Origin of the sequence: Cyanobacterium sp. HL-69 (assembly GCA_002813895.1) — a bacterium.
In the GTDB taxonomy this organism is placed as follows: domain Bacteria; phylum Cyanobacteriota; class Cyanobacteriia; order Cyanobacteriales; family Cyanobacteriaceae; genus Cyanobacterium.
On sequence record CP024912.1, the window covers coordinates 599,891 to 620,827 of the forward strand.

The 20,937-nt window shown below is 38.0% G+C and carries 21 protein-coding genes and 1 tRNA gene; 11 read left to right on the forward strand and 11 right to left on the reverse strand.

Going from position 1 to position 20,937, the window contains the following annotated elements; translation table 11 throughout:
* Nucleotide 1: 1 nt before the first annotated feature.
* A complete protein-coding gene (locus AA637_RS02755) occupies nucleotides 2-427 on the reverse strand; it encodes a hypothetical protein (protein ID WP_446683799.1) in 426 nt (141 codons plus the stop codon).
* A 71-nt stretch (nucleotides 428-498) separates the two neighbouring features.
* Nucleotides 499-1,152 (reverse strand): lipoyl(octanoyl) transferase LipB, encoded by a 654-nt coding sequence (gene lipB / locus AA637_RS02760; protein WP_446683800.1) that lies wholly within the window; start codon nucleotides 1,150-1,152, stop codon nucleotides 499-501.
* 446 nt (nucleotides 1,153-1,598) lie between these two features.
* Here lipB and AA637_RS02765 point away from each other — a divergent pair, with 446 nt between their 5' ends.
* The gene (locus tag AA637_RS02765; protein WP_446683801.1) at nucleotides 1,599-4,013 is read left to right on the forward strand and encodes a phosphoketolase family protein; all 2,415 of its coding nucleotides are present in this window, start codon (nucleotides 1,599-1,601) and stop codon (nucleotides 4,011-4,013) included.
* Between the two features lie 243 nt (nucleotides 4,014-4,256).
* On the opposite strand, the gene AA637_RS02770 is transcribed toward AA637_RS02765, so the two are convergent.
* Both AA637_RS02770 and cruG read right to left on the reverse strand, forming a co-directional pair.
* Nucleotides 4,257-6,800: a DUF3536 domain-containing protein gene (locus AA637_RS02770; RefSeq protein ID WP_446683802.1), complete on the reverse strand. Its 2,544-nt coding sequence runs from the start codon at nucleotides 6,798-6,800 to the stop codon at nucleotides 4,257-4,259.
* Nucleotides 6,801-7,231: 431 nt separating this feature from the next.
* A complete protein-coding gene (cruG, locus tag AA637_RS02775; RefSeq protein ID WP_446683803.1) occupies nucleotides 7,232-8,404 on the reverse strand; it encodes a 2'-O-glycosyltransferase CruG in 1,173 nt (390 codons plus the stop codon).
* A 140-nt stretch (nucleotides 8,405-8,544) separates the two neighbouring features.
* Here cruG and AA637_RS02780 point away from each other — a divergent pair.
* Together AA637_RS02780 and AA637_RS02785 are read left to right on the forward strand one after the other, a co-directional pair.
* Nucleotides 8,545-8,615, forward strand: a tRNA-Gly gene (locus tag AA637_RS02780).
* A gap of 87 nt (nucleotides 8,616-8,702) precedes the next feature.
* Nucleotides 8,703-8,834, forward strand: coding sequence for a hypothetical protein (locus AA637_RS02785; protein ID WP_255365546.1), 132 nt, complete (start codon nucleotides 8,703-8,705; stop codon nucleotides 8,832-8,834).
* Between the two features lie 228 nt (nucleotides 8,835-9,062).
* Here the strand turns inward: AA637_RS02785 and AA637_RS02790 are convergent, their stop codons facing one another.
* On the reverse strand, nucleotides 9,063-9,392 hold the full coding sequence (locus AA637_RS02790; protein ID WP_446683804.1) for a HepT-like ribonuclease domain-containing protein: 330 nt from the start codon (nucleotides 9,390-9,392) through the stop codon (nucleotides 9,063-9,065).
* Nucleotides 9,346-9,699, reverse strand: coding sequence for a nucleotidyltransferase family protein (locus AA637_RS02795; RefSeq protein ID WP_446683805.1), 354 nt, complete (start codon nucleotides 9,697-9,699; stop codon nucleotides 9,346-9,348). Before AA637_RS02795 ends, AA637_RS02790 begins: the two co-directional genes overlap by 47 nt.
* 204 nt (nucleotides 9,700-9,903) lie before the next feature.
* Here AA637_RS02795 and efp point away from each other — a divergent pair, with 204 nt between their 5' ends.
* Nucleotides 9,904-10,464 carry an elongation factor P gene (gene efp / locus AA637_RS02800; protein WP_446683806.1) on the forward strand — a complete coding sequence of 187 codons (561 nt, stop codon included), beginning with the start codon at nucleotides 9,904-9,906 and terminating at the stop codon, nucleotides 10,462-10,464.
* A 56-nt stretch (nucleotides 10,465-10,520) separates the two neighbouring features.
* On the forward strand, nucleotides 10,521-11,018 hold the full coding sequence (gene accB, locus AA637_RS02805; RefSeq protein WP_446683807.1) for an acetyl-CoA carboxylase biotin carboxyl carrier protein: 498 nt from the start codon (nucleotides 10,521-10,523) through the stop codon (nucleotides 11,016-11,018).
* A 95-nt stretch (nucleotides 11,019-11,113) separates the two neighbouring features.
* On the opposite strand, the gene AA637_RS02810 is transcribed toward accB, so the two are convergent.
* Entirely contained in the window at nucleotides 11,114-11,314 is a 201-nt protein-coding gene (locus AA637_RS02810) for a hypothetical protein (protein WP_069790953.1), read from the reverse strand.
* Between the two features lie 156 nt (nucleotides 11,315-11,470).
* Between AA637_RS02810 and AA637_RS02815 the strand changes: the two genes are divergently transcribed.
* The 3 genes from AA637_RS02815 to AA637_RS02825 all read left to right on the forward strand — a co-directional run bounded on the left by AA637_RS02815 (nucleotide 11,471) and on the right by AA637_RS02825 (nucleotide 14,980).
* Nucleotides 11,471-12,208, forward strand: a complete 738-nt coding sequence (locus AA637_RS02815) for an HAD family hydrolase (protein ID WP_446683808.1) — start codon at nucleotides 11,471-11,473, stop codon at nucleotides 12,206-12,208.
* A gap of 36 nt (nucleotides 12,209-12,244) precedes the next feature.
* Nucleotides 12,245-13,687, forward strand: coding sequence for a D-alanyl-D-alanine carboxypeptidase/D-alanyl-D-alanine endopeptidase (gene dacB, locus AA637_RS02820; RefSeq protein WP_446683809.1), 1,443 nt, complete (start codon nucleotides 12,245-12,247; stop codon nucleotides 13,685-13,687).
* 279 nt (nucleotides 13,688-13,966) lie between these two features.
* Entirely contained in the window at nucleotides 13,967-14,980 is a 1,014-nt protein-coding gene (locus tag AA637_RS02825; RefSeq protein WP_446683810.1) for a thiamine phosphate synthase, read from the forward strand.
* A gap of 105 nt (nucleotides 14,981-15,085) precedes the next feature.
* Here the strand turns inward: AA637_RS02825 and AA637_RS02830 are convergent, their stop codons facing one another.
* Together AA637_RS02830 and AA637_RS02835 are read right to left on the reverse strand one after the other, a co-directional pair.
* Nucleotides 15,086-15,634 (reverse strand): deoxycytidylate deaminase, encoded by a 549-nt coding sequence (locus AA637_RS02830; protein ID WP_446683811.1) that lies wholly within the window; start codon nucleotides 15,632-15,634, stop codon nucleotides 15,086-15,088.
* 57 nt (nucleotides 15,635-15,691) lie between these two features.
* On the reverse strand, nucleotides 15,692-15,994 hold the full coding sequence (locus AA637_RS02835; protein ID WP_201150064.1) for a 30S ribosomal protein PSRP-3: 303 nt from the start codon (nucleotides 15,992-15,994) through the stop codon (nucleotides 15,692-15,694).
* A 140-nt stretch (nucleotides 15,995-16,134) separates the two neighbouring features.
* Here AA637_RS02835 and AA637_RS02840 point away from each other — a divergent pair, with 140 nt between their 5' ends.
* On the forward strand, nucleotides 16,135-16,905 hold the full coding sequence (locus AA637_RS02840) for a TIGR01548 family HAD-type hydrolase (protein ID WP_446683812.1): 771 nt from the start codon (nucleotides 16,135-16,137) through the stop codon (nucleotides 16,903-16,905).
* Between the two features lie 285 nt (nucleotides 16,906-17,190).
* Entirely contained in the window at nucleotides 17,191-18,183 is a 993-nt protein-coding gene (locus tag AA637_RS02845; protein WP_446683813.1) for a DnaJ C-terminal domain-containing protein, read from the forward strand.
* A 30-nt stretch (nucleotides 18,184-18,213) separates the two neighbouring features.
* On the opposite strand, the gene AA637_RS02850 is transcribed toward AA637_RS02845, so the two are convergent.
* Complete coding sequence (locus AA637_RS02850; protein WP_446683814.1) at nucleotides 18,214-18,528, reverse strand: hypothetical protein; 315 nt, start codon at nucleotides 18,526-18,528, stop codon at nucleotides 18,214-18,216.
* A 230-nt stretch (nucleotides 18,529-18,758) separates the two neighbouring features.
* Here AA637_RS02850 and AA637_RS02855 point away from each other — a divergent pair, with 230 nt between their 5' ends.
* The gene (locus tag AA637_RS02855; protein WP_446683815.1) at nucleotides 18,759-19,376 is read left to right on the forward strand and encodes a hypothetical protein; all 618 of its coding nucleotides are present in this window, start codon (nucleotides 18,759-18,761) and stop codon (nucleotides 19,374-19,376) included.
* A gap of 34 nt (nucleotides 19,377-19,410) precedes the next feature.
* On the opposite strand, the gene AA637_RS02860 is transcribed toward AA637_RS02855, so the two are convergent.
* Complete coding sequence (locus tag AA637_RS02860) at nucleotides 19,411-20,832, reverse strand: methyltransferase domain-containing protein (protein WP_446683816.1); 1,422 nt, start codon at nucleotides 20,830-20,832, stop codon at nucleotides 19,411-19,413.
* Nucleotides 20,833-20,937 lie beyond the last annotated feature (105 nt).

Here is a 20,937-nt window from a genome sequence, read left to right on the forward strand (position 1 = left end):
TTTAACAGGAGCGAGAAGTGCGATTTAAACGGCGGTGAATATCACTCAATGCCTTGGTATTTTTCACAGGCTCTCGGGGAGATGGTAATTCATTATTGGGCCAGTTATCCAAATCATCACACACACAACTAGACTCTTGAAACCCAACCGCAATAATAGGAACAGGCATACTACAACGGGCGCAATCACTAATATCCCACTTAGAAGAAAGCAATTCTTGAATCGTTTCGTTAGTACCTTTAACATAACAATCACCCGTGGCAGGATCTGAAATTAAATCCCAACATCTCTCAAATTCTAGGCTATAGCGATCGCCCATAACCACCCTCTTGGGCAAAATAGCCTTATTTTGACGGGCGATTATCACTGGTTTTTGTAACTGAAACCAATAGGCCAAATATTTTTTTACCGCTTCTGGAGATGCCATATATATCTACTTTTTTAGGTGTGTTAGCTCCATCCGATCATAACCCGTGATTTTCAAAACCCCCCAAATCTTTAGCTATTCTCAAGATTTGAATCATAACCAAAAACGTTTTTAAACATCATCACCAATTGTTTTTTAACCTCCTCCATGGACACATTAGACACAAAATTAACCAACCTCGTCACCGACTTATCTCGAATCCCACAGGGAATAATCTGCTCAAACCCCTCTAAATTACAGTCCACATTGAGGGCTAAACCGTGCATAGTAATCCATCTTTTAACCTTAATACCCATAGCACAAATTTTTTGCTCATTCACCCAAACCCCCGTTAAACCCTCAATTCTTGTTCCTTCCACCCCATAAAAAGCCAACAATTGAATTATCACCTCTTCTAATTGCCGTAAATACCAATGTAAATCCTGCTGATGGTTGCGTAAATTCAAAATGGGATATATCACAATCTGCCCTAGGCAATGATATGTTACCTCCCCGCCCCTTTCTGTGCGAAATAGCTGACCAGAAAAATCATTTAGGTCAAATTTGAGGTTGTCAAGGGTTGAACCCGTACCAAGGGTATAAACTGCGGGATGTTCTACTAATAATAAAACATCATCTAAATCGGCATGGTCTAACCTGTTTTGTACCAATTTTTTTTGATAATTCCATACTTTTTCATAGGGCATGACACCTAAATTTTCGATTAATAATCTTTTTTTTGCCATTATTAAACAAATAAATAAAAATTAATTAAATACTAAAAAAATAATTTATTTAACCTAATATTATAGTTGTTAAACTATCCATAGTGTAACTCTTAGCAAATTGTAGATGGTGAAATTTGCATGAAATAAAAAAATAGAGAATTAATTATAAAGTGATAATAAACAAAAAGAGAACTATCCATTATTAAAAATTTCCCCATTAATCATGATGTAACATGGATTAATTCGTCCTAAATCATCAAAAAGAGTTAAATAATATTTGTATTTGTGAAAAATATTGTCATCTTTTTTTAGTAGCCAATTATACTCTTATAACATTAATTTAATAAGCACATTTTTCAGAAAAAGTACACAAGGTTAAGCAATAGTTAAAAAATGCAAAAAAAGTTGAACCTCAAAAAATCTGATGCTAGACTGAGTACAAATACTGAAAGTATATTGCAATTATGGTTCAAACTCCCACACAACTAAATCAAGAGTCTTTAGTGTTAGACTCTGAGGAACTGAGAAAAATAGATGCCTACTGGCGCGCCTGTAACTATTTGGCGGTAGGAATGATCTATTTGCGTTCTAATCCTCTTTTAAAAGAACATCTAAAACCAGAAGATATTAAGTATAGATTATTAGGTCATTGGGGTTCTAGCCCAGGATTGAGTTTTGTATATGTGCATCTCAATCGCCTTATAAATAAGTATGACCTCAATATGATTTATTTGGCAGGACCTGGCCATGGGGCCCCTGGTATTCTTGCACCCGTATATTTAGAAGGTACTTATTCCGAGATTTATCCAGATAAAAGCATGGATGAGGAAGGAATGCGCAAGTTTTTTAAACAGTTTTCTTTTCCTGGCCATATTGGTAGCCATGTAACCCCAGAAACCCCTGGTTCGATTCATGAGGGGGGAGAGTTGGGTTATAGTTTATCCCACGCTTACGGCTCTATATTGGACAATCCTGATCTTATCTCCGTGGTGATGGTGGGTGATGGGGAGTCGGAAACTGGTCCTTTGGCGACTTCTTGGCACTCCAATAAGTTTATTAATCCTATCCGTGATGGGGCAGTGTTGCCGATTTTGCACCTCAATGGTTATAAGATTGCTAACCCTACTATTTTGTCTCGGATTTCCCATGAGGAGTTACACGCTTTATTTGTGGGTTACGGTTATGAGCCTTATTTTGTGGAAGGGGATGACCCTGAAATTATGCACCAGAAGATGGCTAAAACCCTTGAGGAGTGTGTTAATAAAATTAAGGAAATTCAGTCAGAAGCAAGAAACAGTGGTGTGCCTAAGCGTCCTAGATGGCCGATGATTGTTTTTCGCTCTCCGAAGGGGTGGACTGGCCCGAAAAATGTTGATGGTCATAAGGTGGAGAATTTTTGGCGATCGCACCAAGTTCCCATGGGCAATATGCACAGTAACACAGAACATTTGCGCCTATTAGAGGAGTGGATGAGAGGTTATAAACCAGAGGAGTTATTTGATGAAAATGGTACCTTGATTCCCGAATTACGAGAATTAGCACCGAAGGGGGCTAGGCGTATGAGTGCCAATCCCATTGCCAATGGGGGATTATTAAGAAAAGATCTTGATTTACCTGATTTTAAAGATCCTGAATATGCCCTACAAATTACCTCTCCTGGTAAAACTCGTTTTGAAAACACCAAAGCCATGGGGATTTTCTTGCGAGATGTTATGGCTCGTAATATGACCAGTTTTCGGGTATTTGGCCCCGATGAAACTGCTTCTAACCGTCTCCATCCCATTTATGAAGTCTCCAAAAAGGTATGGATGGCGGATTATTTACCCGAAGATGAAGATGGTGGAGAACTTTCCCCCGATGGTAGGGTAATGGAAATGTTGAGTGAGCATACCCTCGAAGGATGGCTCGAAACTTATCTCTTGACAGGGCGCCATGGTTTATTCCACACCTACGAAGCCTTTGCCCATGTCATTGATTCCATGTTTAACCAACACGCTAAATGGTTGGATATATGTAAAAATCATGTGCCTTGGCGATCGCCCGTATCCTCCCTCAATATCTTACTATCCTCCACAGTGTGGAGACAAGACCACAACGGCTTTTCCCACCAAGATCCAGGTTTTGTGGACTTAGTCACCAATAAAAGTGCAGATGTTACTAGGGTATATTTTCCCCCCGATGCCAACTGTTTATTAAGCGTCATTGACCACTGTTTGCGCAGTAAAGACTATGTCAACGTCATCGTCGCCGACAAACAAAGTCACCTCCAATATTTAACCATTGAAGATGCCGTCAAACACTGTACCAAAGGCATTGGCATTTGGGATTGGGCAGGGAATGACCATGAAAAAGGCAAAGCCAACGAGCCAGATGTAATTATGGCATCCTGCGGTGATGTACCTACCATGGAAGCCCTCGCTGCCACAGCGATTTTAAGGGAAGAATGTCCTGATCTCAAAGTAAGATTTGTTAACGTGGTGGACATCTTCAAATTGCAAGATGAAACCGAACATCCCCACGGCTTATCTCACCGAGACTTTGTCACCCTTTTCACCGAAGATAAACCCATTATCTTTAATTTCCATGGTTATCCTTGGTTAATTCATAAACTAGCTTATCGTCATCCTAATCCTGAGCGTCTCCATGTGAGAGGTTATAAGGAAGAAGGTAATATTAATACTCCCCTTGAGTTGGCTATTAAAAACCAAATTGATCGTTTCAATTTAGTTATTGATGTCATTGACCGTGTCCCAAAACTAGGATCTAAGGCAGGATACCTTAAGGAATTGATGAAAAATGAAATCATCGATAATCTTAACTATGCCCATACCCATGGTATTGATAAGGAAGAAATGCGCAATTGGCAATGGCCTTTTTAGGAATTATACTAAATCCCGTTCTAATAATATACTAATTAGGGTGGGGAACAGGGAATAGGGAACGGGGAACAGTTTTTCAAGGTTGATAGTTGTAGATTGATAAGCTAATTATCTCTATTCATAAGTTAACCCATAGGTATATTACCCAAGAAGAATTTGGTATTACTGCCAAGTAAGGCAAGGGGTTTAAACCCCTTGTTATTCAAGAAACAATTTCCCCACAGGGTCTAAAATTGCTAAAACCTATCTACCACAATGGACTGATAAATATTCCCCTAGCTTAAAGAGCGATCGCAATTTAGGACTATTGGGTATTAATGTTTCTTTTTCGATGATACTCTCGATGGATTTTTGATGAACAAAGAAATATAATTGCTCTTGTACCTTATGTAAACAAAGATCAATTTTTAATAGTTTACCCAAATCGATGATACTTTTAATACTATCAATATCCTGTTCAATGGTTTGAATCGAAGCACCATCCAAAATTTGAGTCAAGAAATCTCCCATCAGTTTTTCCAAAGTTTCCTTAGCATCTGGTATCTCTAACTTACAGTTTAAATGATCCGCCTCCGATGCGATCGCCTCTAACTCCATCAAATAACCCTCCACATTACAAGACATGGGGCATTTAGTCGCCAACTCCTGAATCACCTGAGTACAACGATAGGAAATTGCCACCTGGGCCGCCACCTGCAACTCTTGAGGCACGGGCATATCATCCCGATAATAAGCTAAAAGAATACTGTAATTATCTCGATATACCTGAGTATAAAGTTGATCAAGATGTTTTTTGGTCGTCTCCATCAACTTATCACGGATAATTAATTTCTCCTCCCCGAAAATCTGTTGCAAATCAAAAGACTGATTACCAAACAACTCACTCATCAACAAAATAACTTCCACCACACTTATATCCTTAAGGGCAGAGAATAATTTAGACTTAATCTGACTATAGGCTAAACGACTGGTAAAAGGTTGGATACAACAATGGAAATCCCACCCTCCTAGATGAATTACCCCAAAAACATAGTGAGAGCTTTCTAGGGTAATCTGAGAAGTTAATTTAACCTGCCCCACCGCTAAAGTTAATGAACCAACTTGCTGTTTTTGATAGTCTAATTGGTGCGCATCATAACAGTAGATTGTCTCATCCGTTGAATAATTGGTATAGAGAGAACTAATAGCATAATGGGCGGCTACTTGCTTGAGGGTAATTTGACTAGGGATTACCGACTGTAGATATACTTGTCCACCATTGCCATAACTCTCCACATTACTAGGTGCCTTTTTGAGACGCTTAATAAACTCTTTTTCTAATTGGATACCCGAAATTTCCCCCGCTAACTCCATAGCCCTTGAAGCATAACGTAATATCTGCGTACCCTCTGGACGGGAAATTTCTTCAAAAAACCATCCGCAACTGGTAAACATCAATAAAGAATTACGCTGCATCTCCAACAACCGTAAAGCGTCAATTTGTTCAGAAGGAGGTAAGGATTGACGGCTATGGTTTGCCAAAAACTTGTCCACATTGTCGGGGCTACGATCTAAAATAACTTTCACATACTCATCCCTCGCCTTCCAAATATCGATGAAATAGTTAGGGGCAACTTCTTCATATACCTTGGTTAACTCATCTCGTAACCAGTTGAGGCTATCCCGTAAAGGACGGCGCCATTTGAGGTGGAAACCTCCACCGCCCCCACAACCACAATCATCCTGCCACCTATCTACCCCATGGGAGCAACTCCAAGCGGTGACGGGTTTTAGTTCCACTTCCCAAGTGGGTTCTACTAAACTAAGATAGTGGGCATAATTGGTTACATTCCAGCCTTGCTGGGGAAATTCTTTTGTAAAGGCATAGGCGAGACATCTTTCGGTATCTCTTTTGTGGTGTCCAAAGGTTTCTCCATCGGTGGCAACAGAAATTAACTGAGATTTTCGGTCATCTCCTCTGATGGCTAACTTGAGACGGGAATAAAAGTTATGGCTACTAGATAACACATCCCCAAAACCCATATCTCCTGATATGGGGCCATCATAAAAGAATAGATCAATGTGACCATGTCCTTTAACATAACAACGATAGGGACGAGTAGGATCGATTTGTCCTCCTCCTACTTCTAACCATTCTCCTTTTGTGCCGTCGGGATTTGTGGGGCGACATTTTTTGGCTTGGCCTGGAGCAAGGATAATAAACTTTATCCCTTCATCGATTAACACTCCTAGGGTGGCGTAATCCACGGCGGTTTCTGCTAACCACATTCCTTCTGGATGGCGTCCAAATCTTTGATAGAAGTCGGTGATACCCCAGCGCACTTGGGTATATTTATCTTTTTCGTTGGCTAGGGGCAGAATAATATGATTATAAACCTGGGCGATCGCATTTCCGTGACCATTAAGCCTTGCACAACTCGCCTTATCTGCTTCTATAATCTTCTCATATACTTCTTGATCATATTTTTGCAACCATGACATTAGAGTAGCTCCAATATTGAAGCTCAAATATTCAAAGTTATTGACAATGCCCACTATCTGCCCTTGATCATTATATATACGAGCAAATACGTTGTTACGATAACATTCATGAAAAATTCTTTCATTCCAATCATGGAAAGGATGGGCGCTCGGTTGACGCTCAATGGCATTTAAGTAGGGGTTTTCTCTGGGAGGTTGGTAAAAATGCCCATGGACGGTTACATATATTCCTGTAGCTGTAGGTCGGGTATTTTCTTGCTTTTCAACGGTTAAATTCTTAGGGTTTGTTGCGGTAACTGTACTCATGGGGCGTAATCTGATAATCTATGTATCTTTAAATATTCTCGCTTTCTTTAGCCTAACACCTATTCTATAATATACAAATTAAGTGCGATCGGTTGTTAATATTTACTGAACTAACCACCCATTTTCCCTCAAATTATTTTTTTATTCATACTGTTATTTCCTTGTCCCCTCTACGTCCTAGTTCTTTTAGAGAATAATATTGTTATGAAAAACAACAACTCATTAAGATGTTAAGAATAGTTACAAAAATTGATTTTTTTGTTGACTTTTGTTCAAAAAACCCTGATAATAAGAGTGTATTTTATATAATAAAGTCCCAACTGTTTTTAGTCGAAAAACATTATATCTCCAATATTAATCATGATAGTACACTGGGCATTAAAAGCCCAGCCCAAACGCCCTTTTTTTAATATAAATTTACAAAATATTTACTACCCATAAGCTCTGCCTCGCCATGTTTTGGGTTTAGTGATAGCAGATATAAAAATACGGATGACGGCGAAAATATCGGCGGTGGGAGATAGCCAAAATAAGAAACGACTCGCTGATTTTCCTTTTTCATAGCTAGGGGCGATCGCACCTAAAAGAGCAAAACGAATTAACAATAAAAACAGATTAAGAATAAATAACAACTTAAAAGTCAGATAATCATAATGATGATAATTGAAGATACCGAAAATAGTTAGAGGTAACGGTAAACCCTGCACCAAAGCCAAGAAACCACACTCCCCCCACAACTGAGCCTTAGAAGCCGCATCCTTCAAATCCAAAGAGCGCCCCCACTCCTGCCAAGTTTCTTGCAAACCCTCATACATTCTCACCTTAATCAACTTTGCCCCATCCGCAAAACCCACCTTATAACCCTTCATCGCAGCCCCACGGGCAAGGGTAACATCATCACAAAAAGAATCAGAAGCCATGGAATATCCCTCTAAATCTTCCAATACCTTACGCTTAATCAAAAAACATTGACCATTGGCCATCACCGTTTCAGGAGTCATGGCATTTACCCCCGAAGACTCGAAGCGATATAACAAAGTCATCAACAAAGCAGGTTGCAACCACCATTCTCCCCCAGACTTGAGAATAAACTGAGGAGATAAGGACAAAACATCATAATTCTGAGTTTGGGCAAAATCAATCAAGCTAGGCACTAAACCGGGTTGGGGTTGAGTATCCGCATCAATGCCCAATATCCATTCACTATCTGGGGAACTAGACAAAAATCCGTTATGTAAAGCCCATGGGCGCCCTACCCAATTAGAAGGTAAAGGAGGATCACTTAGGAGTTTAACACGGGGATCTTTTTGTGCCACATCTTTTACTTTTTCCCTCGTGCCATCTTTCGAGTCGCTGTCAACTATTAATATCTCTCTTAGTTCATAGGTTTGACGGGTAATACCTGATAACATTCCATCAATGCGGTTTACTTCGTTGAGGGTGGGTACTACTACGGAAACTTTTGCTAACTGCTCAGGTTTTGCTGATTTGGGGGTAAGAGGGGGAAATCTTCTTGCCCCTCGAAATAGTCTGGCTAAAAGAATAAAGGTACAAACTCCCTGAAATAACAATAAAACGAAAAAAGTGAAGGTAACTATATCCATATTTCTTAATAAAATGTAATATGATTTTACCGTGATCAGGGTTATTTTTGAATTAAAAGGGGTTTTTTTAAGAGAGAAACTGAAAGTATCCTTGCACAATAAAAAAAGTTTCGCTATAATAGTTAACCAGCAAAGCGCCTGCGGGTGTAGTTTAGTGGTAAAACCTTAGCCTTCCAAGCTAATGATGGGGGTTCGATTCCCCCCACCCGCTTTGTAGATAAAAGTTGTTATACAATTCAGTGACGACCTTCTGTTGTACGTCAATAAAAAAACACAACTAAAACCTTAGGAAAATCCAATGGTTGCTCAAAAAGTCAAAAAATACCAAGACCTAGGGCTAAATTTGGACATGGTACAAAAAATCCTCGCCGATTTACAGATGAAAAACGATATATTCATCACTCAAGTGTTGATGAAAAATGTCAAATAATTTTTTTCCGCATAACTTTTTATTATTGAGGGAAAGTTTCTAGGGATCATTTTAGCCATGATTAATATATTTTTTCGATATTGATTTAATAATAATAAGTAGGTTGGCGAAATTAATTATAGCTCTTATTTTATTAAGACTCTTATGAACAAGGGGTTTAAACCCCTTGTTCATAAGAGTCTTAATTATGTCCACTTACTTAAGTGTTTTTTATTTAACTTTATGATTTTAACTCTCTAATTTATCAATAGACTCTAATAATTCAGGCATATTAGATTGAGTCACTTCCCATAAAATTTGAACATCAACTTCTTTATATTCATGGACAACACGATTACGCATTCCCCGAATCGCATTAAAGGGAATTTGAGGATATTTAGCAATAAAATCAGGAGTTAATCTGTTAACTGCTTCACCAATAATGATTATTTGATATAAAACCGATGATTGAGTTTTTTCGTCATTCAAAAAAGATTCCTGATCTAAATTAGTACAGAATTTAATAATCAAATTACAGGCTTTCATTAAATCTAAGATTGCTTCCTGATTTCTGTTCATAGATTATTTGAAAATGGTTTAAAACATTATTTTTTCTGATCCAGTTATGGCTATTTTCGATCGATCTTTTTGTCACCACATCAACAGCACGATTAAATAATAAACTGAATTGATATTCAATGGTGTCGAGATCGAAAAAAGTGATTTTTGCCTCTTCCGCAAAGGTGACTAATAAATCAATATCGCTGTTTTGATTAAAGTCATCTCTCAAAACTGAACCAAATAGGGCTAATTCGGTAATTTGCCATTGTTGACATACTCTACTAACATCAGTAATTTCTGTGTTTAGGCGGTGATAAATGTCCATAGCTAAATATCAAAACTTTCTACATCGGGTATATTTTCTAAGTTAGCATAAAGGAAATCCTCTCTTTGCACATTACCACCATAGTCATTAGAGTTATGCATTGTTCATTGACTTTTGCGTTGTCAATTGTTCCATTTTGAGGGAATATAGTTTAGGCGTTTTTATCGCTGTTGTATAAGATTTTGATTTGTATTAATAAATTGTATGATTTCTAGTAATGATTTTCGCACGGGTGTCAGCATCGAATTAGATGGCAGTGTATGGAAAGTTGTTGAGTTTCTCCATGTAAAACCGGGTAAAGGTGCAGCCTTTGTCCGTACTAAGCTCAAAAATGCCCGAACTGGTAACACCATGGAAAAAACTTTTAGGGCGGGGGAAACTGTACCCCAAGCGAACCTTGAGAAGCGCACCATGCAACATACCTACAAGGAAGGGGATCAATATGTGTTTATGGATATGGAAACCTTTGAAGAGGCGAGACTATCTGAGGAACAAATGGGCGATCGCTTCAAGTACCTAAAAGAGGAAATGGAGGTTAATATTCTTTTCTGGAATGATGCAGTTTTAGATGTGGAATTACCTACTTCTGTGGTATTAGAAATTACTGAAACTGATCCAGGGGTGAAAGGAGATACCGCCACAGGAGGCACAAAACCTGCCATAGTGGAAACAGGCGCCCAAGTTATGGTGCCTTTATTTATCTCTATCGGTGAAAAGATTAAAATTGATACCCGTACCGATACTTATTTAGGTAGAGAAAACTAAGCTAAGATTAACCTTGACTTTGTTAACATAAACCCTTTAGATCATAAAATTTAACAGTGCCAATAGATTTTAAGCAACTACAAGAATTTATAGAGGCGATCGCCACTACAGATATTACCGAGTTAACCATCAAAGAAGGAGACTTCGAGTTAACGGTTAATAAAAGTAAACCTGAGGTGGCCATGCCCAACTATACCATTACTCCAGCCCCTGTGCCTGTCACCCCGACAGTAGAAAATCCAGCCCCAGAGGCGATCGCACCTCCTAGCAATAGTATAGAAAAACCAGCGGAAGATCACAACAAAAAACGAGATAACTGGAAAGAAATTACCTCCCCCATGGTAGGTACATTTTACCGAGCATCAGCCCCTGGAGAATCCGCCTTCGTTGAAATAGGTGATAAAATTAGTGTGGGTAGCGTGGTATGTATCATCGAAGCCATGAAACTGATGAACGAAATTGAGTCTGAAATTACTGGGCAGGTGATGGAAATTGCCGTGGAAAATGGCGAACCCGTAGAATATGGACAAACCCTCCTTTGGGTTGCTACCTAAACCCCAATCTCATTAACTAAATTCCATGGTCATATTCAAGCCCCTAAATGACAAACCCTATTTCCTCACTCTTAGAAAATAGGGTAAAAACATCGTTAAATCTCATCAGGAATAACCCATTTAGGAGGCTCACTCAACTTCTTCAACCGGGCGGCCTCCGCCATTTCTAGCATCTTATCTAAAGAAGTATCATTCAAAAACTTTTTGGTTTCCTGAGCATATTCCTTATGGGGACAGTCATCCCCCAAAATACAACCGTTGACACACTCCACCTTACAATTTACATCTCTAGTCATAATCAATAATTGTCTTATCTGTGTTATTCCTCATCTGAAATTATCTCATATCTCGCCCCCCATCAAAGGATAGATAAACAAAAAAGGGCGATCGCCCCTTAAACATGAGTAAATTAGAATAAATTAACATCCCATATCCTGCCAAAACTTATCACCATGAAAACAATCACCTGCCAAGGGAAAACATTTGAAAACATAGAAGCCATCATCTTCGACAAAGATGGCACCCTAGCCGACTCCGAGAGCTTCCTACGAGAATTAGCCTTCAAACGTGCCAGACTCATTGACGTTCAAATACCAGGCACCAGCGAACCTCTACTAATGGCCTATGGAGTAGAAAGAGACTATCTCAACCCCACAGGATTAATGGCCGTCGGTAGCCACCACGAAAACTTGATTGTCTCCGCAGGATATATCGCCGAAACAGGTAGAAGCTGGTTTGAATCCCTCACCATCGCCCGAAAAAGTTTTGAAGAAGCCGATAAATCCCTACCCAATCGGGGTAACACCTCCCCCTTATTTGCAGGAAGTTTAGAAGTATTAGAAACCCTCTCCTCCGCAGGATTGCCCCTTGGCATCCTCTCCGCCGACAGTACCCAAGGAGTAGCCGAATTTGTCAAAAATCATAAACTAACTCCCTACATAGACCTTATCATGGGCGTAGATAGCGGATTATCGAAACCCGACCCCCGTTTATTTCTTCAAGCCTGTGAAAAAATGAAAGTCTCCCCCCAAAAAACCCTCATGATAGGAGACTCCCAAGGAGACATTGCCATGGCAAAAAATGCAGGGGCAGCAGGGGTAATTGGTATTTGTTGGCATAACCCCCAAGCCCATCACCTCAATACCGCCGATGTGGTAATCTCAGACTTAGCCATGGTTTCTGTTAGTTAACCATTAAAATGATTTTGTTATCATCATAAAAAAATCATGTTAAAAACCAGTTTAAAAGTTGTTTTTTCCCTTGTCTTTGCCCTTAATCCCCTTTATGGATATGAAGTCAAAGCAAAAGATAGCCCCAGAATATGCGAACAGGATTTAGGTAGAGAAATAGATGCCATTTTAAACAATCCAGCCCACCAAAGAGACACTTGGGGCATTTTGGTTCAGCAACTTAACTCAGGAGATACCATTTATCAGCGCAACAGCGAACAATACTTTATACCAGCCTCCAACGCCAAATTATTAACTACCGCCGCCGCCCTTCTCAAATTTGGAGCAAACCATCAAATTTCTACCCCCGTCTATTACACAGGGGAAATGCCCAATATAGATAGTTTAATCATAGTAGGTAACGGAGATCCCACCATTACCACCGCCAAGCTAGATGAAATAACCCAAACACTAGCAGAAAAAGGCGTTACCAGTATTAACCAACTGATTATCAAAGATGATGCCCCCTTTAGCGACATTATTAACGGTACATGGGAAAATTCTGACTTACCTTATTATTATGCACCCCCCGTCAGTAATATTATTCTTAATGAAAACACCGTCACTCTAAGTCTTTTAGGGCAACGAGTTAATCAACCTGCCACCATTCAATGGTCAGATAATCTTGGGGGAAGACAATGGCGAGTTATCAATAACGTTATTACTACCAATAATCCTGATGATAATAGTATTAGATTAATTCCTAATTGGCGGGAGTCAACGGTGGAGATTACAGGAGAATTAGGCGTAAATCAAGAATCTCGTCAGTGGTGGTTATCTATTCCTAATCCCCATCAATACTTTTTAGATAGTTTACAAGGGGCGCTCGGAGATCAAAATATTTCGGTTTCATCTACCCAAATTATTACCGATAACAACTTAGATAATTTAACTTCAGAAAATCAGTTAATGGAGATAAAATCAGAGCTTTTGTCAGACATTGTTAATGTCACTAATAAAGATAGTAATAACCTTTTTGCAGAAATATTATTAAGACAATTAAGAGAAGAAAATAGTAGCCAAAGTGAGCAACAAAAAGAGCTTTTGAACATGATAAACGTTGATCCTCAAACACACAATCTTCGAGATGGTTCAGGACTTTCTCGCCAAAATTTAATTACCCCTTCTGCGGTAACTGCTACCCTACAGGGAATGGCTAACACTGAGTATAGTAATCTTTTCCGTCAATCTTTGCCCATTGCGGGGGTTGATGGGACCCTTAGAAATCGTTTTCAAGATAGCCTCGCCCAAGGAAATTTTGCAGGTAAAACAGGAACTTTAACGGGGGTAACTGCTCTTTCGGGTTATTTGGAGGTGGAAAATTATCCTGATTTAGTAGTAAGTGTAATGGTTAATAAATCTGTACAAAATGCTGTTATGTTAAGGGAGACAACCGATAATATTATTGATACTGTTGCTCGAATAAAGGTATGTGAATAAACAAGATAAGCGAGTTGGACTGAAAAAGTGGAGTAGTGAAGGTGAGGAATGAGAAATCGGTAATGGTTTTTTTAAAGGGTTGAGCAATAAAATTTAAGTAGGTTGGCGAAATTAATTATAGCTCTTATTTTATTAAGACTCTTATGAAGAAGAGGTTTAAACCCCTTGCCTAAATCGATTTAATTATGCCCACTTACTTAACCCCATAAAATAAACTTTCTGGCAAAGTCTTTAAGGGATAACTCTAGGGATAAAATTTTAAAAATTAAACTAATAAATATGATTAATCAAAAAACAGCTATATATCGAATTTTAGATGCTAATTTGGACAGGGCAAGGGAAGGACTCAGAATCATTGAGGAATGGTGTCGTTTTGGGCTAAATGACGGCGATACTGCTTCGGTGTGTAAGGAGATGCGTCAAGACTTGGCTAGCTGGCACAGTGACGATTTACGCACATCTAGGGATACTCCTAATGACCCTGGGACGCAGTTAAGCCATCCCCAAGAGGAGGAAAGGGAAAGTTTAGAGGCTTTGTTACAGGCGAATTTTTGCCGTGTGCAGGAGGCTTTGAGGGTATTGGAGGAATATGCCAAGTTATATAACGGGGAGTTTGCTTCGGGGATGAAGCAGTTACGATACCAAGTTTATAGTTTGGAGAGTAAGTTGATTGGTAAATCTCGGCAACAGTTGTTGAGTAAGGTTAGTTTGTATTTGGTGACGATGCCTGTAGATAACTTTTTTGGGGTTGTGGAGTCGGCTTTGAAGGGGGGTTTAAAAATTGTTCAATATCGCCATAAAAATCAGGATGATTTGATTAAACTGAAGGAGGCATATAAGTTGAAACAATTATGCCATCAGTATGGAGCTTTATTTATTGTAAACGATCGCCCCGACATCGCCTTGGCAGTGAATGCGGATGGGGTACATCTGGGGCAAACGGATATGCCTGTGGGTTTAGCCCGACAAATATTAGGACAAAATAAAATTATTGGTAAATCTACCACTAACCCTCAAGAAATGGCGAAGGCTTTAGGAGAAGGGGTTGACTATATCGGGGTAGGGCCAGTTTATGAAACCCCCACCAAGGCAGGTAAAAAAGCATCGGGATTGGAATATGTGCGCTACGCCAAAGCTAATGCTACGGTACCTTGGTTTGCCATTGGGGGCATTGATGAAACTAATATCTCTGATGTGGCGAAGGCGGGGGCAAGTCGTACAGCGGTGGTGAGGGCTATCATGGAAGCGGAAAATCCTATGATTATGACTCAAAATCTTTTGTCACAATTGTAGATGAGGGGAATGGGGAATAGGCAACGGTAAAAAAAAATTGTTGTTTTGCTCCTAAAACACCTACCTATTCTGGAGAAATTTAATCTTAATGGAATATTTTTCTCCTTATTTCCCGATGCTGTCTTTTTTCAGTGAAACACAGTCGTTTAAAAATTCACTGGCTTTGATGGATATTCCGTGGGGAATGGACATTTTATGAAGTCTGATTAGTCCATCTTCTATATAATAATCTCTTACTGTCAGACGATCGCCCTTATTAAAATTCGTTTCGTAAAAAACTTCCCTAATACCAGCGGAAATAATTAATTTTAAACAGGAAATACAAGGCTCAAGGGTGACATAAATCGTGGCCCCCTCCGTAGAAATACCATGACGGGCTGCCCGCGCGATCGCATTTGCCTCGGCATGAACTGCCCTAGAAGGTAAATCCTTACTAGCATCACAACTGCTCAAACCCTCATAACAAAAACCTTGGGCTGTGCAATGTACCGAGCCAGAAGGGGGCCCATTATAACCCGTCGCCAACACTTGACGATTTTTGACGATGACAGCGCCCACGGGAAAAGCTAAACAAGTGGAGCGAGTAGCTGCCAACTTAGCCATTAGCATAAAATATTCATCCCATGAAGGGCGATTTTCTTCTCTATCAATCATTTATCAAATATAATAGTTTCTGAAGGGATAAATTTTACCCCTCCGATGAAAAAAGAATTAGTTTGTACCTGAGAAAACAACTCCAGGAAACTTTTGTTGAGCCTGTACCATAGAGGTAACTTTACCTTTTTCCTGCCAGAAATTGATGATTTCGGTGGCTTGGTTTAGTAATTCAATTTTTTCAGTCTCAGTAATCCAATTTTTTTTGTCTAACTCGTCTTTCAAGTCTTGCCAAGCATCACTACGAGGCCAGAAATAATAAGGAGTTAGGGGGCTTGTACCTTTGCTGATAACATAATCCACCGCTAAGGCAACGTCTTTATCTAACCAAACTACTTTTAATACAAAGCGACCGTCAATCTTAGTTTCTAAGGTTTCTACTGTGGCTTCCAATTAAACCTCCAAATAATAATTTTATATATAGTAACAATTTTGGACAATACTATATTATAGCTTAAATTGCATAGTGACAAAGTCTAGTTTTGGGGTAATTATTTTTTATGAGAACAATTGTAATATTTGATATTGATGGCGTACTTCGTGATGTAACTAATTCCTATCGTCGGGCTTTGGGGGATACGGTAGAGCATTTTACCCCAGGAAATTATCGCCCTACCATGGCGGACATTGATAGTTTGAAGGGTGAAGGGTTATGGAATAATGATTGGGAAGGCTCTCAGGAGTTGATTTACCGTTACTATGAAGGGGTGGGTAAATCTCGCTCTGATGTGAGTTATTCTTATGAGGAAATTGTACACTTTTTTCAGTGTCGTTACCGTGGACAAGATCCTGAAAATGCCGATACTTGGGATGGTTATATTACCCAAGAGCCTTTATTGGTGGATACAGATTTTTTTGAGAGTTTAACGAATAGGGGCTATCACTGGGGTTTTTTTAGTGGGGCAACAAAAGGTTCGGCTGAATATATCTTAACCCGCCGTTTAGGTTTAAAAGATCCTGTTTTGGTTGCCATGGAAGATGCCCCCGGAAAGCCTGATCCCACAGGTTTATTTTTGGCGGTAAACTCTATTAGGGAGAGGGATAATATTCAGGAGTCTTTGCCGATTATTTATTTGGGGGATACTGTCGCAGATATGATGACTATTTCTCGGGCTAAATCTATTAAACCAGATCATGATTTAAGGGCGATCGCCATTTTACCTCCTCACATCCATGGGCAAGACAATTTAATCAGCGATTATAGTCAAAAAATGCTTGATGCAGGGGCGCAAGAGGTTTTAACCAGAGTCACAGACTTTCTCAAAGGTTAAAAATTTAAAATAGTGGGTAATAACTATCGAATTACCCATTATTAACAAGGAACATATCACAGATAGGTTATCGTAGCAATTCTGTAAATCATTTTTTGAGTGGCGTTAAATTCATTGTTTTTGACGGTGACAAAAAAAGTAATTTAATCAAAAGTCCTGTTCGTATCATTTGCTTATCTCCTTCTTATTCTATACTAAGGTAAATGTTATACTGTTTAAGTAAAGTAAATTCTTCCTTACAAATTTCTAAATTTGATTTACTCATGGGAAGATGTCAATATTGTTATGAGTTTTGACAAGGGAAATTTGCGCACTACTGTGAATAATTATTATCAAATTTTAGGGGTTGAACCCTCAGCAACACTAACAGACATAAAAAAAGAATTTCGTACCCTTGCCAGGCGCTACCACCCAGACTTAAACCCGGGTGATAAAAGTGCCGAAGAAATGTTCAAGAAAATTAACGAAGCATATGACACCCTTTCCGATGATACTAAACGTTCTCAATACGATTTGTTAATTGGTAATTCCCGTCGTCGTGTTGTTCGCCCCAAAAGTAACAATAGCTCTGGTTTTCCTTTTTCCAATATCAATACGGTATGGGATGACCTACGCAATAATACAAAAGCCAATAGCCCTCGGGGAAATGTTTCCGATAATTCTCCCTCCAACTATAATCGCACCCGCCCCACCCGTACAGAAGACTATCAATCTAGCACGGCTAAACGCATTAAATCTGTACCTCCTCGCCCCAAATCAAAGGATATTGAGGCAAAGTTATCTCTACCCCTAGAAAAGGCATATTTAGGTGGTAGAGAGCGCATTCGTTTAGAAGATGGACGCTCTTTAGAGATTGATATGCCCCCAGCGATGTATCATGGACAAAAAATCAGACTCAAAGGGCAAGGTATTCGAGGAGGTGATTTATACCTCAAAATCCTAATTGAAGAGCATCCCTTTTTCAAGTTACAAAAAACAGACATTTCCTGTGAAATTCCCCTGACCCCTGCAGAAGCTATCGTGGGCGGTGCTATTGAAATTCCCACCATTGATGGCTTAGTCAAAATGAACGTCCCTTCAGGAGTTAAATCTGGACAGAGGTTGAAATTAGCCGACAAAGGTTATCCCAACATCCGAGGAGAAAGGGGTGACCAAATGGTTATTTTACGCATTGTACCCCCTAATCAGGTTTCCGACAAAGAAAAAGAACTATATAAACAAATTAGGGAAATAGAAACTTTTAATCCCCGTCAAGATTTATTAGATTATTATCAGTAATAATTTCTCCCAAGTATCTTGTCAAAACTTTTAAACTGCTTCTGCTGCTTTTTTGCTTTGAAATTTAGCCCTAGCCTTTGATTTCTTTTCTTCTTCCTCTTGGTCAAATGGTACAAACTCGATATGATTAAATAAAGTAGTTACGAAGGCAAATAGTAGGAAAGGTAAAGATAAAACCAAAACAATACCCACTGTAGCAAAAGCATAAATTTGTCTTGTACTACTCCAAAGGGCAAGGGTACTTGCCAGACTAATAAAAATTACAATCAACCAAATAATAATTTGGGCATAAATATCCCCAAAGGATAAAGTACAAATCATGCGATATTTATTTTCGTTATTCATAGTGCTAATAAAAAATTACTATAGTTAAACTAAACCTGTAAGTCCGTTTTAGCTCAAATTTTAAGATTTTTACCAGATTTGCAATAACAATTTACATTGTTTTTTTCTTTAGAAAAAATTAAGATTTCCTGAAAAAATGAGTAACTATCAATATTAGGATATTTTTTTCATAATTCAGTTAAAAATTTTAGCTATGATTCCTTATAGAAGAGATTTTAAGGAATTATATTATGGATATAAATGAATTGGTTGATAATAGGGACTACACCTTAATTATTGATAAAAGTAGTAGCTTAAACACTGATGACGGCATGGGCAAAACTCGCTGGCAAATTGCCCAAGAATCAACTTTTGCCCTCGCCCAAAAATGTGATGAGTTAGACTATGATGGCATCACTATTTATCTTTATTCAGGGCGCTTCCGCCGTTATGATAACGTTACTGCTGACAAAATAAAGGAAATCTATGCGGTAAATGAGCCTATGGGAAAATCTGACTTGAAGAGTGTACTTCAAGACGCGCTTGATAATTACTTTCAGAGAAAAGCAGAAGGTAAAGCAAAAACTAATGGAGAAACCATGTTGATTATGACTGATGGTATTCCTGATGAGCCAAAAGAAATTATAAAATTGATCATTGATGCTACCCACAAAATAGATAAAGATGAAGAATTAGGAATTTCTTTTATTCAAATCGGCAAAGATAAAAAAGCAACGGAATACTTTAAGGCATTGGATGATTTGTTAGAAGAAGCTGGGGCAAAATTTGACATTGTAGATACTATCACCCTAGAAGATATGCAACAAATGCCTCTTTCTCAGGTACTTCTAAACGCTTTGATTGATTAAATCGGTTTAAGGTGGGCATTGCCCACCAGTGTTTTTAGTGTAAAAAGCCCATGACGGCATAATCTTGACAACCATAAAAGTATTCACTAAACCTCAACGCTAATTCATCCCCTGTTAGACTATGATTAGGGATGGGATGTAGGTTTAACACTTCAACCTTCGGAAAACCTGCACATTCCAACATAAATGCTAAAGTTGAACTAGGAATAGGATTACGGTGAGTAGGATCATTATAAAAGTTGCGACTACCTACTAAAACATTATCAGGGTTTGGTGTCTCAAATATAACCATACCTTGGGTTTTCAAGACTCGTAAACACTGACGGAATAGATTGAGAATAATTTCAAGAGGTAAATGTTCGACTATATGAAATCCCGTAACTACATCTACGGAGTTATCTTCGAGAGATTGTAAATATTCGACACAGTCACTGATAATTACGTTTAAGCCATGATCATTACAATCTTGACTCATTACTTGATTTAGATCAACTCCTATTCCTTGATAACCCAATTCTTGAACTATTTCTAACCATTCTCCTCTACCACAACCAACATCGATAAAAAGAGAGTCTGCTTTGTTAATATTTAAATTTTCAATTAAATAACTATAGTCTTTTTTCAATACCGTTTTAATATCTTCTCTATCTCCTCTGAATTTATTTTCAAAGGCTAAATAAAAACTATCTAAGCTGTGATTATTTATTTTTTTATTAATATTTTCAATTCTAGATAATTTTTTATCTGTATCTTCATTATTTATTATTTTTACTAAATATTTAATTATTTCTTCTTGCTGATTTAATGTTTTGTTTAAATAAACATTTTTTTGTATTAAGTCATCATTTTCTCTTTTTAGTTGTCCAATAGATAACTTAACTTGTTCTATTTCCCATTGATTTTTAGTAAAATTTTCATTGATTTGTTTTTGTAAAATACGATTATTACTCTCAATATTTGCTGTGTTTTTATCTTTTAATTGATTAAAACTATGTTTGATTTCATTAGTAAAATGTATATTGTTATAAAAAATAGATTCTATTTTTGTATAGTTATTTTTGATAGACGTTAATAAATTTTTGTCTTGTTTTGTGAGAGTATCTAATGTATGAAATAAGTTTTTATTGACTTCTCTTTGATCCTTAAAAATATATGATAAACACTTTAATAATAAGCTAGCAAAAGGTTTAAATATTAAACGAGGAAACTTATTAAATGAATTAGGTAAACGGTTTCTTACTTTACTTCTTTCTAGGGCAAGTTTAGTAAAATGTTCAAATTCGTTGACTTGATGTTGAAATTCTTGTTCATTAATAGGTTCGATTTGAATTTGATTTAATTCAGTGCTTTTTATCTCTATATTATTAAATGTTGATGAAGTTACTTTTTGAGCATTGAGTTTAATTTTCTGGCTAATTTCATTAATGGTAATCTTAGGGGTATGGGTTTCTAACATAAAATACTAAATAAAAATGAATAAGACAAATTAATTATACAAAAACTGTAGGATTACGAATAACAGGAAAAAATTAATCTATTATTTTTCCATCATGAGAATAAA

Excerpts from the sequence above, each read along its gene's own strand:
- efp (WP_446683806.1), top strand. The coding sequence starts at position 9,904 with ATGATTTCTAGTAATGATTTTCGCACGGGTGTCAGCATCGAATTAGAT.
- AA637_RS02850 (WP_446683814.1), bottom strand. The coding sequence starts at position 18,528 with ATGAATAACGAAAATAAATATCGCATGATTTGTACTTTATCCTTTGGG.
- AA637_RS02770 (WP_446683802.1), bottom strand. The coding sequence starts at position 6,800 with ATGAGTACAGTTACCGCAACAAACCCTAAGAATTTAACCGTTGAAAAG.
- AA637_RS02815 (WP_446683808.1), top strand. The coding sequence starts at position 11,471 with ATGAAAACAATCACCTGCCAAGGGAAAACATTTGAAAACATAGAAGCC.
- cruG (WP_446683803.1), bottom strand. The coding sequence starts at position 8,404 with ATGGATATAGTTACCTTCACTTTTTTCGTTTTATTGTTATTTCAGGGA.
- AA637_RS02765 (WP_446683801.1), top strand. The coding sequence starts at position 1,599 with ATGGTTCAAACTCCCACACAACTAAATCAAGAGTCTTTAGTGTTAGAC.
- AA637_RS02785 (WP_255365546.1), top strand. The coding sequence starts at position 8,703 with ATGGTTGCTCAAAAAGTCAAAAAATACCAAGACCTAGGGCTAAATTTG.
- AA637_RS02830 (WP_446683811.1), bottom strand. The coding sequence starts at position 15,634 with ATGATTGATAGAGAAGAAAATCGCCCTTCATGGGATGAATATTTTATG.
- AA637_RS02810 (WP_069790953.1), bottom strand. The coding sequence starts at position 11,314 with ATGACTAGAGATGTAAATTGTAAGGTGGAGTGTGTCAACGGTTGTATT.
- lipB (WP_446683800.1), bottom strand. The coding sequence starts at position 1,152 with ATGGCAAAAAAAAGATTATTAATCGAAAATTTAGGTGTCATGCCCTAT.
- AA637_RS02855 (WP_446683815.1), top strand. The coding sequence starts at position 18,759 with ATGGATATAAATGAATTGGTTGATAATAGGGACTACACCTTAATTATT.
- AA637_RS02845 (WP_446683813.1), top strand. The coding sequence starts at position 17,191 with ATGAGTTTTGACAAGGGAAATTTGCGCACTACTGTGAATAATTATTAT.
- AA637_RS02860 (WP_446683816.1), bottom strand. The coding sequence starts at position 20,832 with ATGTTAGAAACCCATACCCCTAAGATTACCATTAATGAAATTAGCCAG.
- AA637_RS02795 (WP_446683805.1), bottom strand. The coding sequence starts at position 9,699 with ATGGACATTTATCACCGCCTAAACACAGAAATTACTGATGTTAGTAGA.
- AA637_RS02755 (WP_446683799.1), bottom strand. The coding sequence starts at position 427 with ATGGCATCTCCAGAAGCGGTAAAAAAATATTTGGCCTATTGGTTTCAG.
- AA637_RS02790 (WP_446683804.1), bottom strand. The coding sequence starts at position 9,392 with ATGAACAGAAATCAGGAAGCAATCTTAGATTTAATGAAAGCCTGTAAT.
- AA637_RS02840 (WP_446683812.1), top strand. The coding sequence starts at position 16,135 with ATGAGAACAATTGTAATATTTGATATTGATGGCGTACTTCGTGATGTA.
- dacB (WP_446683809.1), top strand. The coding sequence starts at position 12,245 with ATGTTAAAAACCAGTTTAAAAGTTGTTTTTTCCCTTGTCTTTGCCCTT.
- AA637_RS02825 (WP_446683810.1), top strand. The coding sequence starts at position 13,967 with ATGATTAATCAAAAAACAGCTATATATCGAATTTTAGATGCTAATTTG.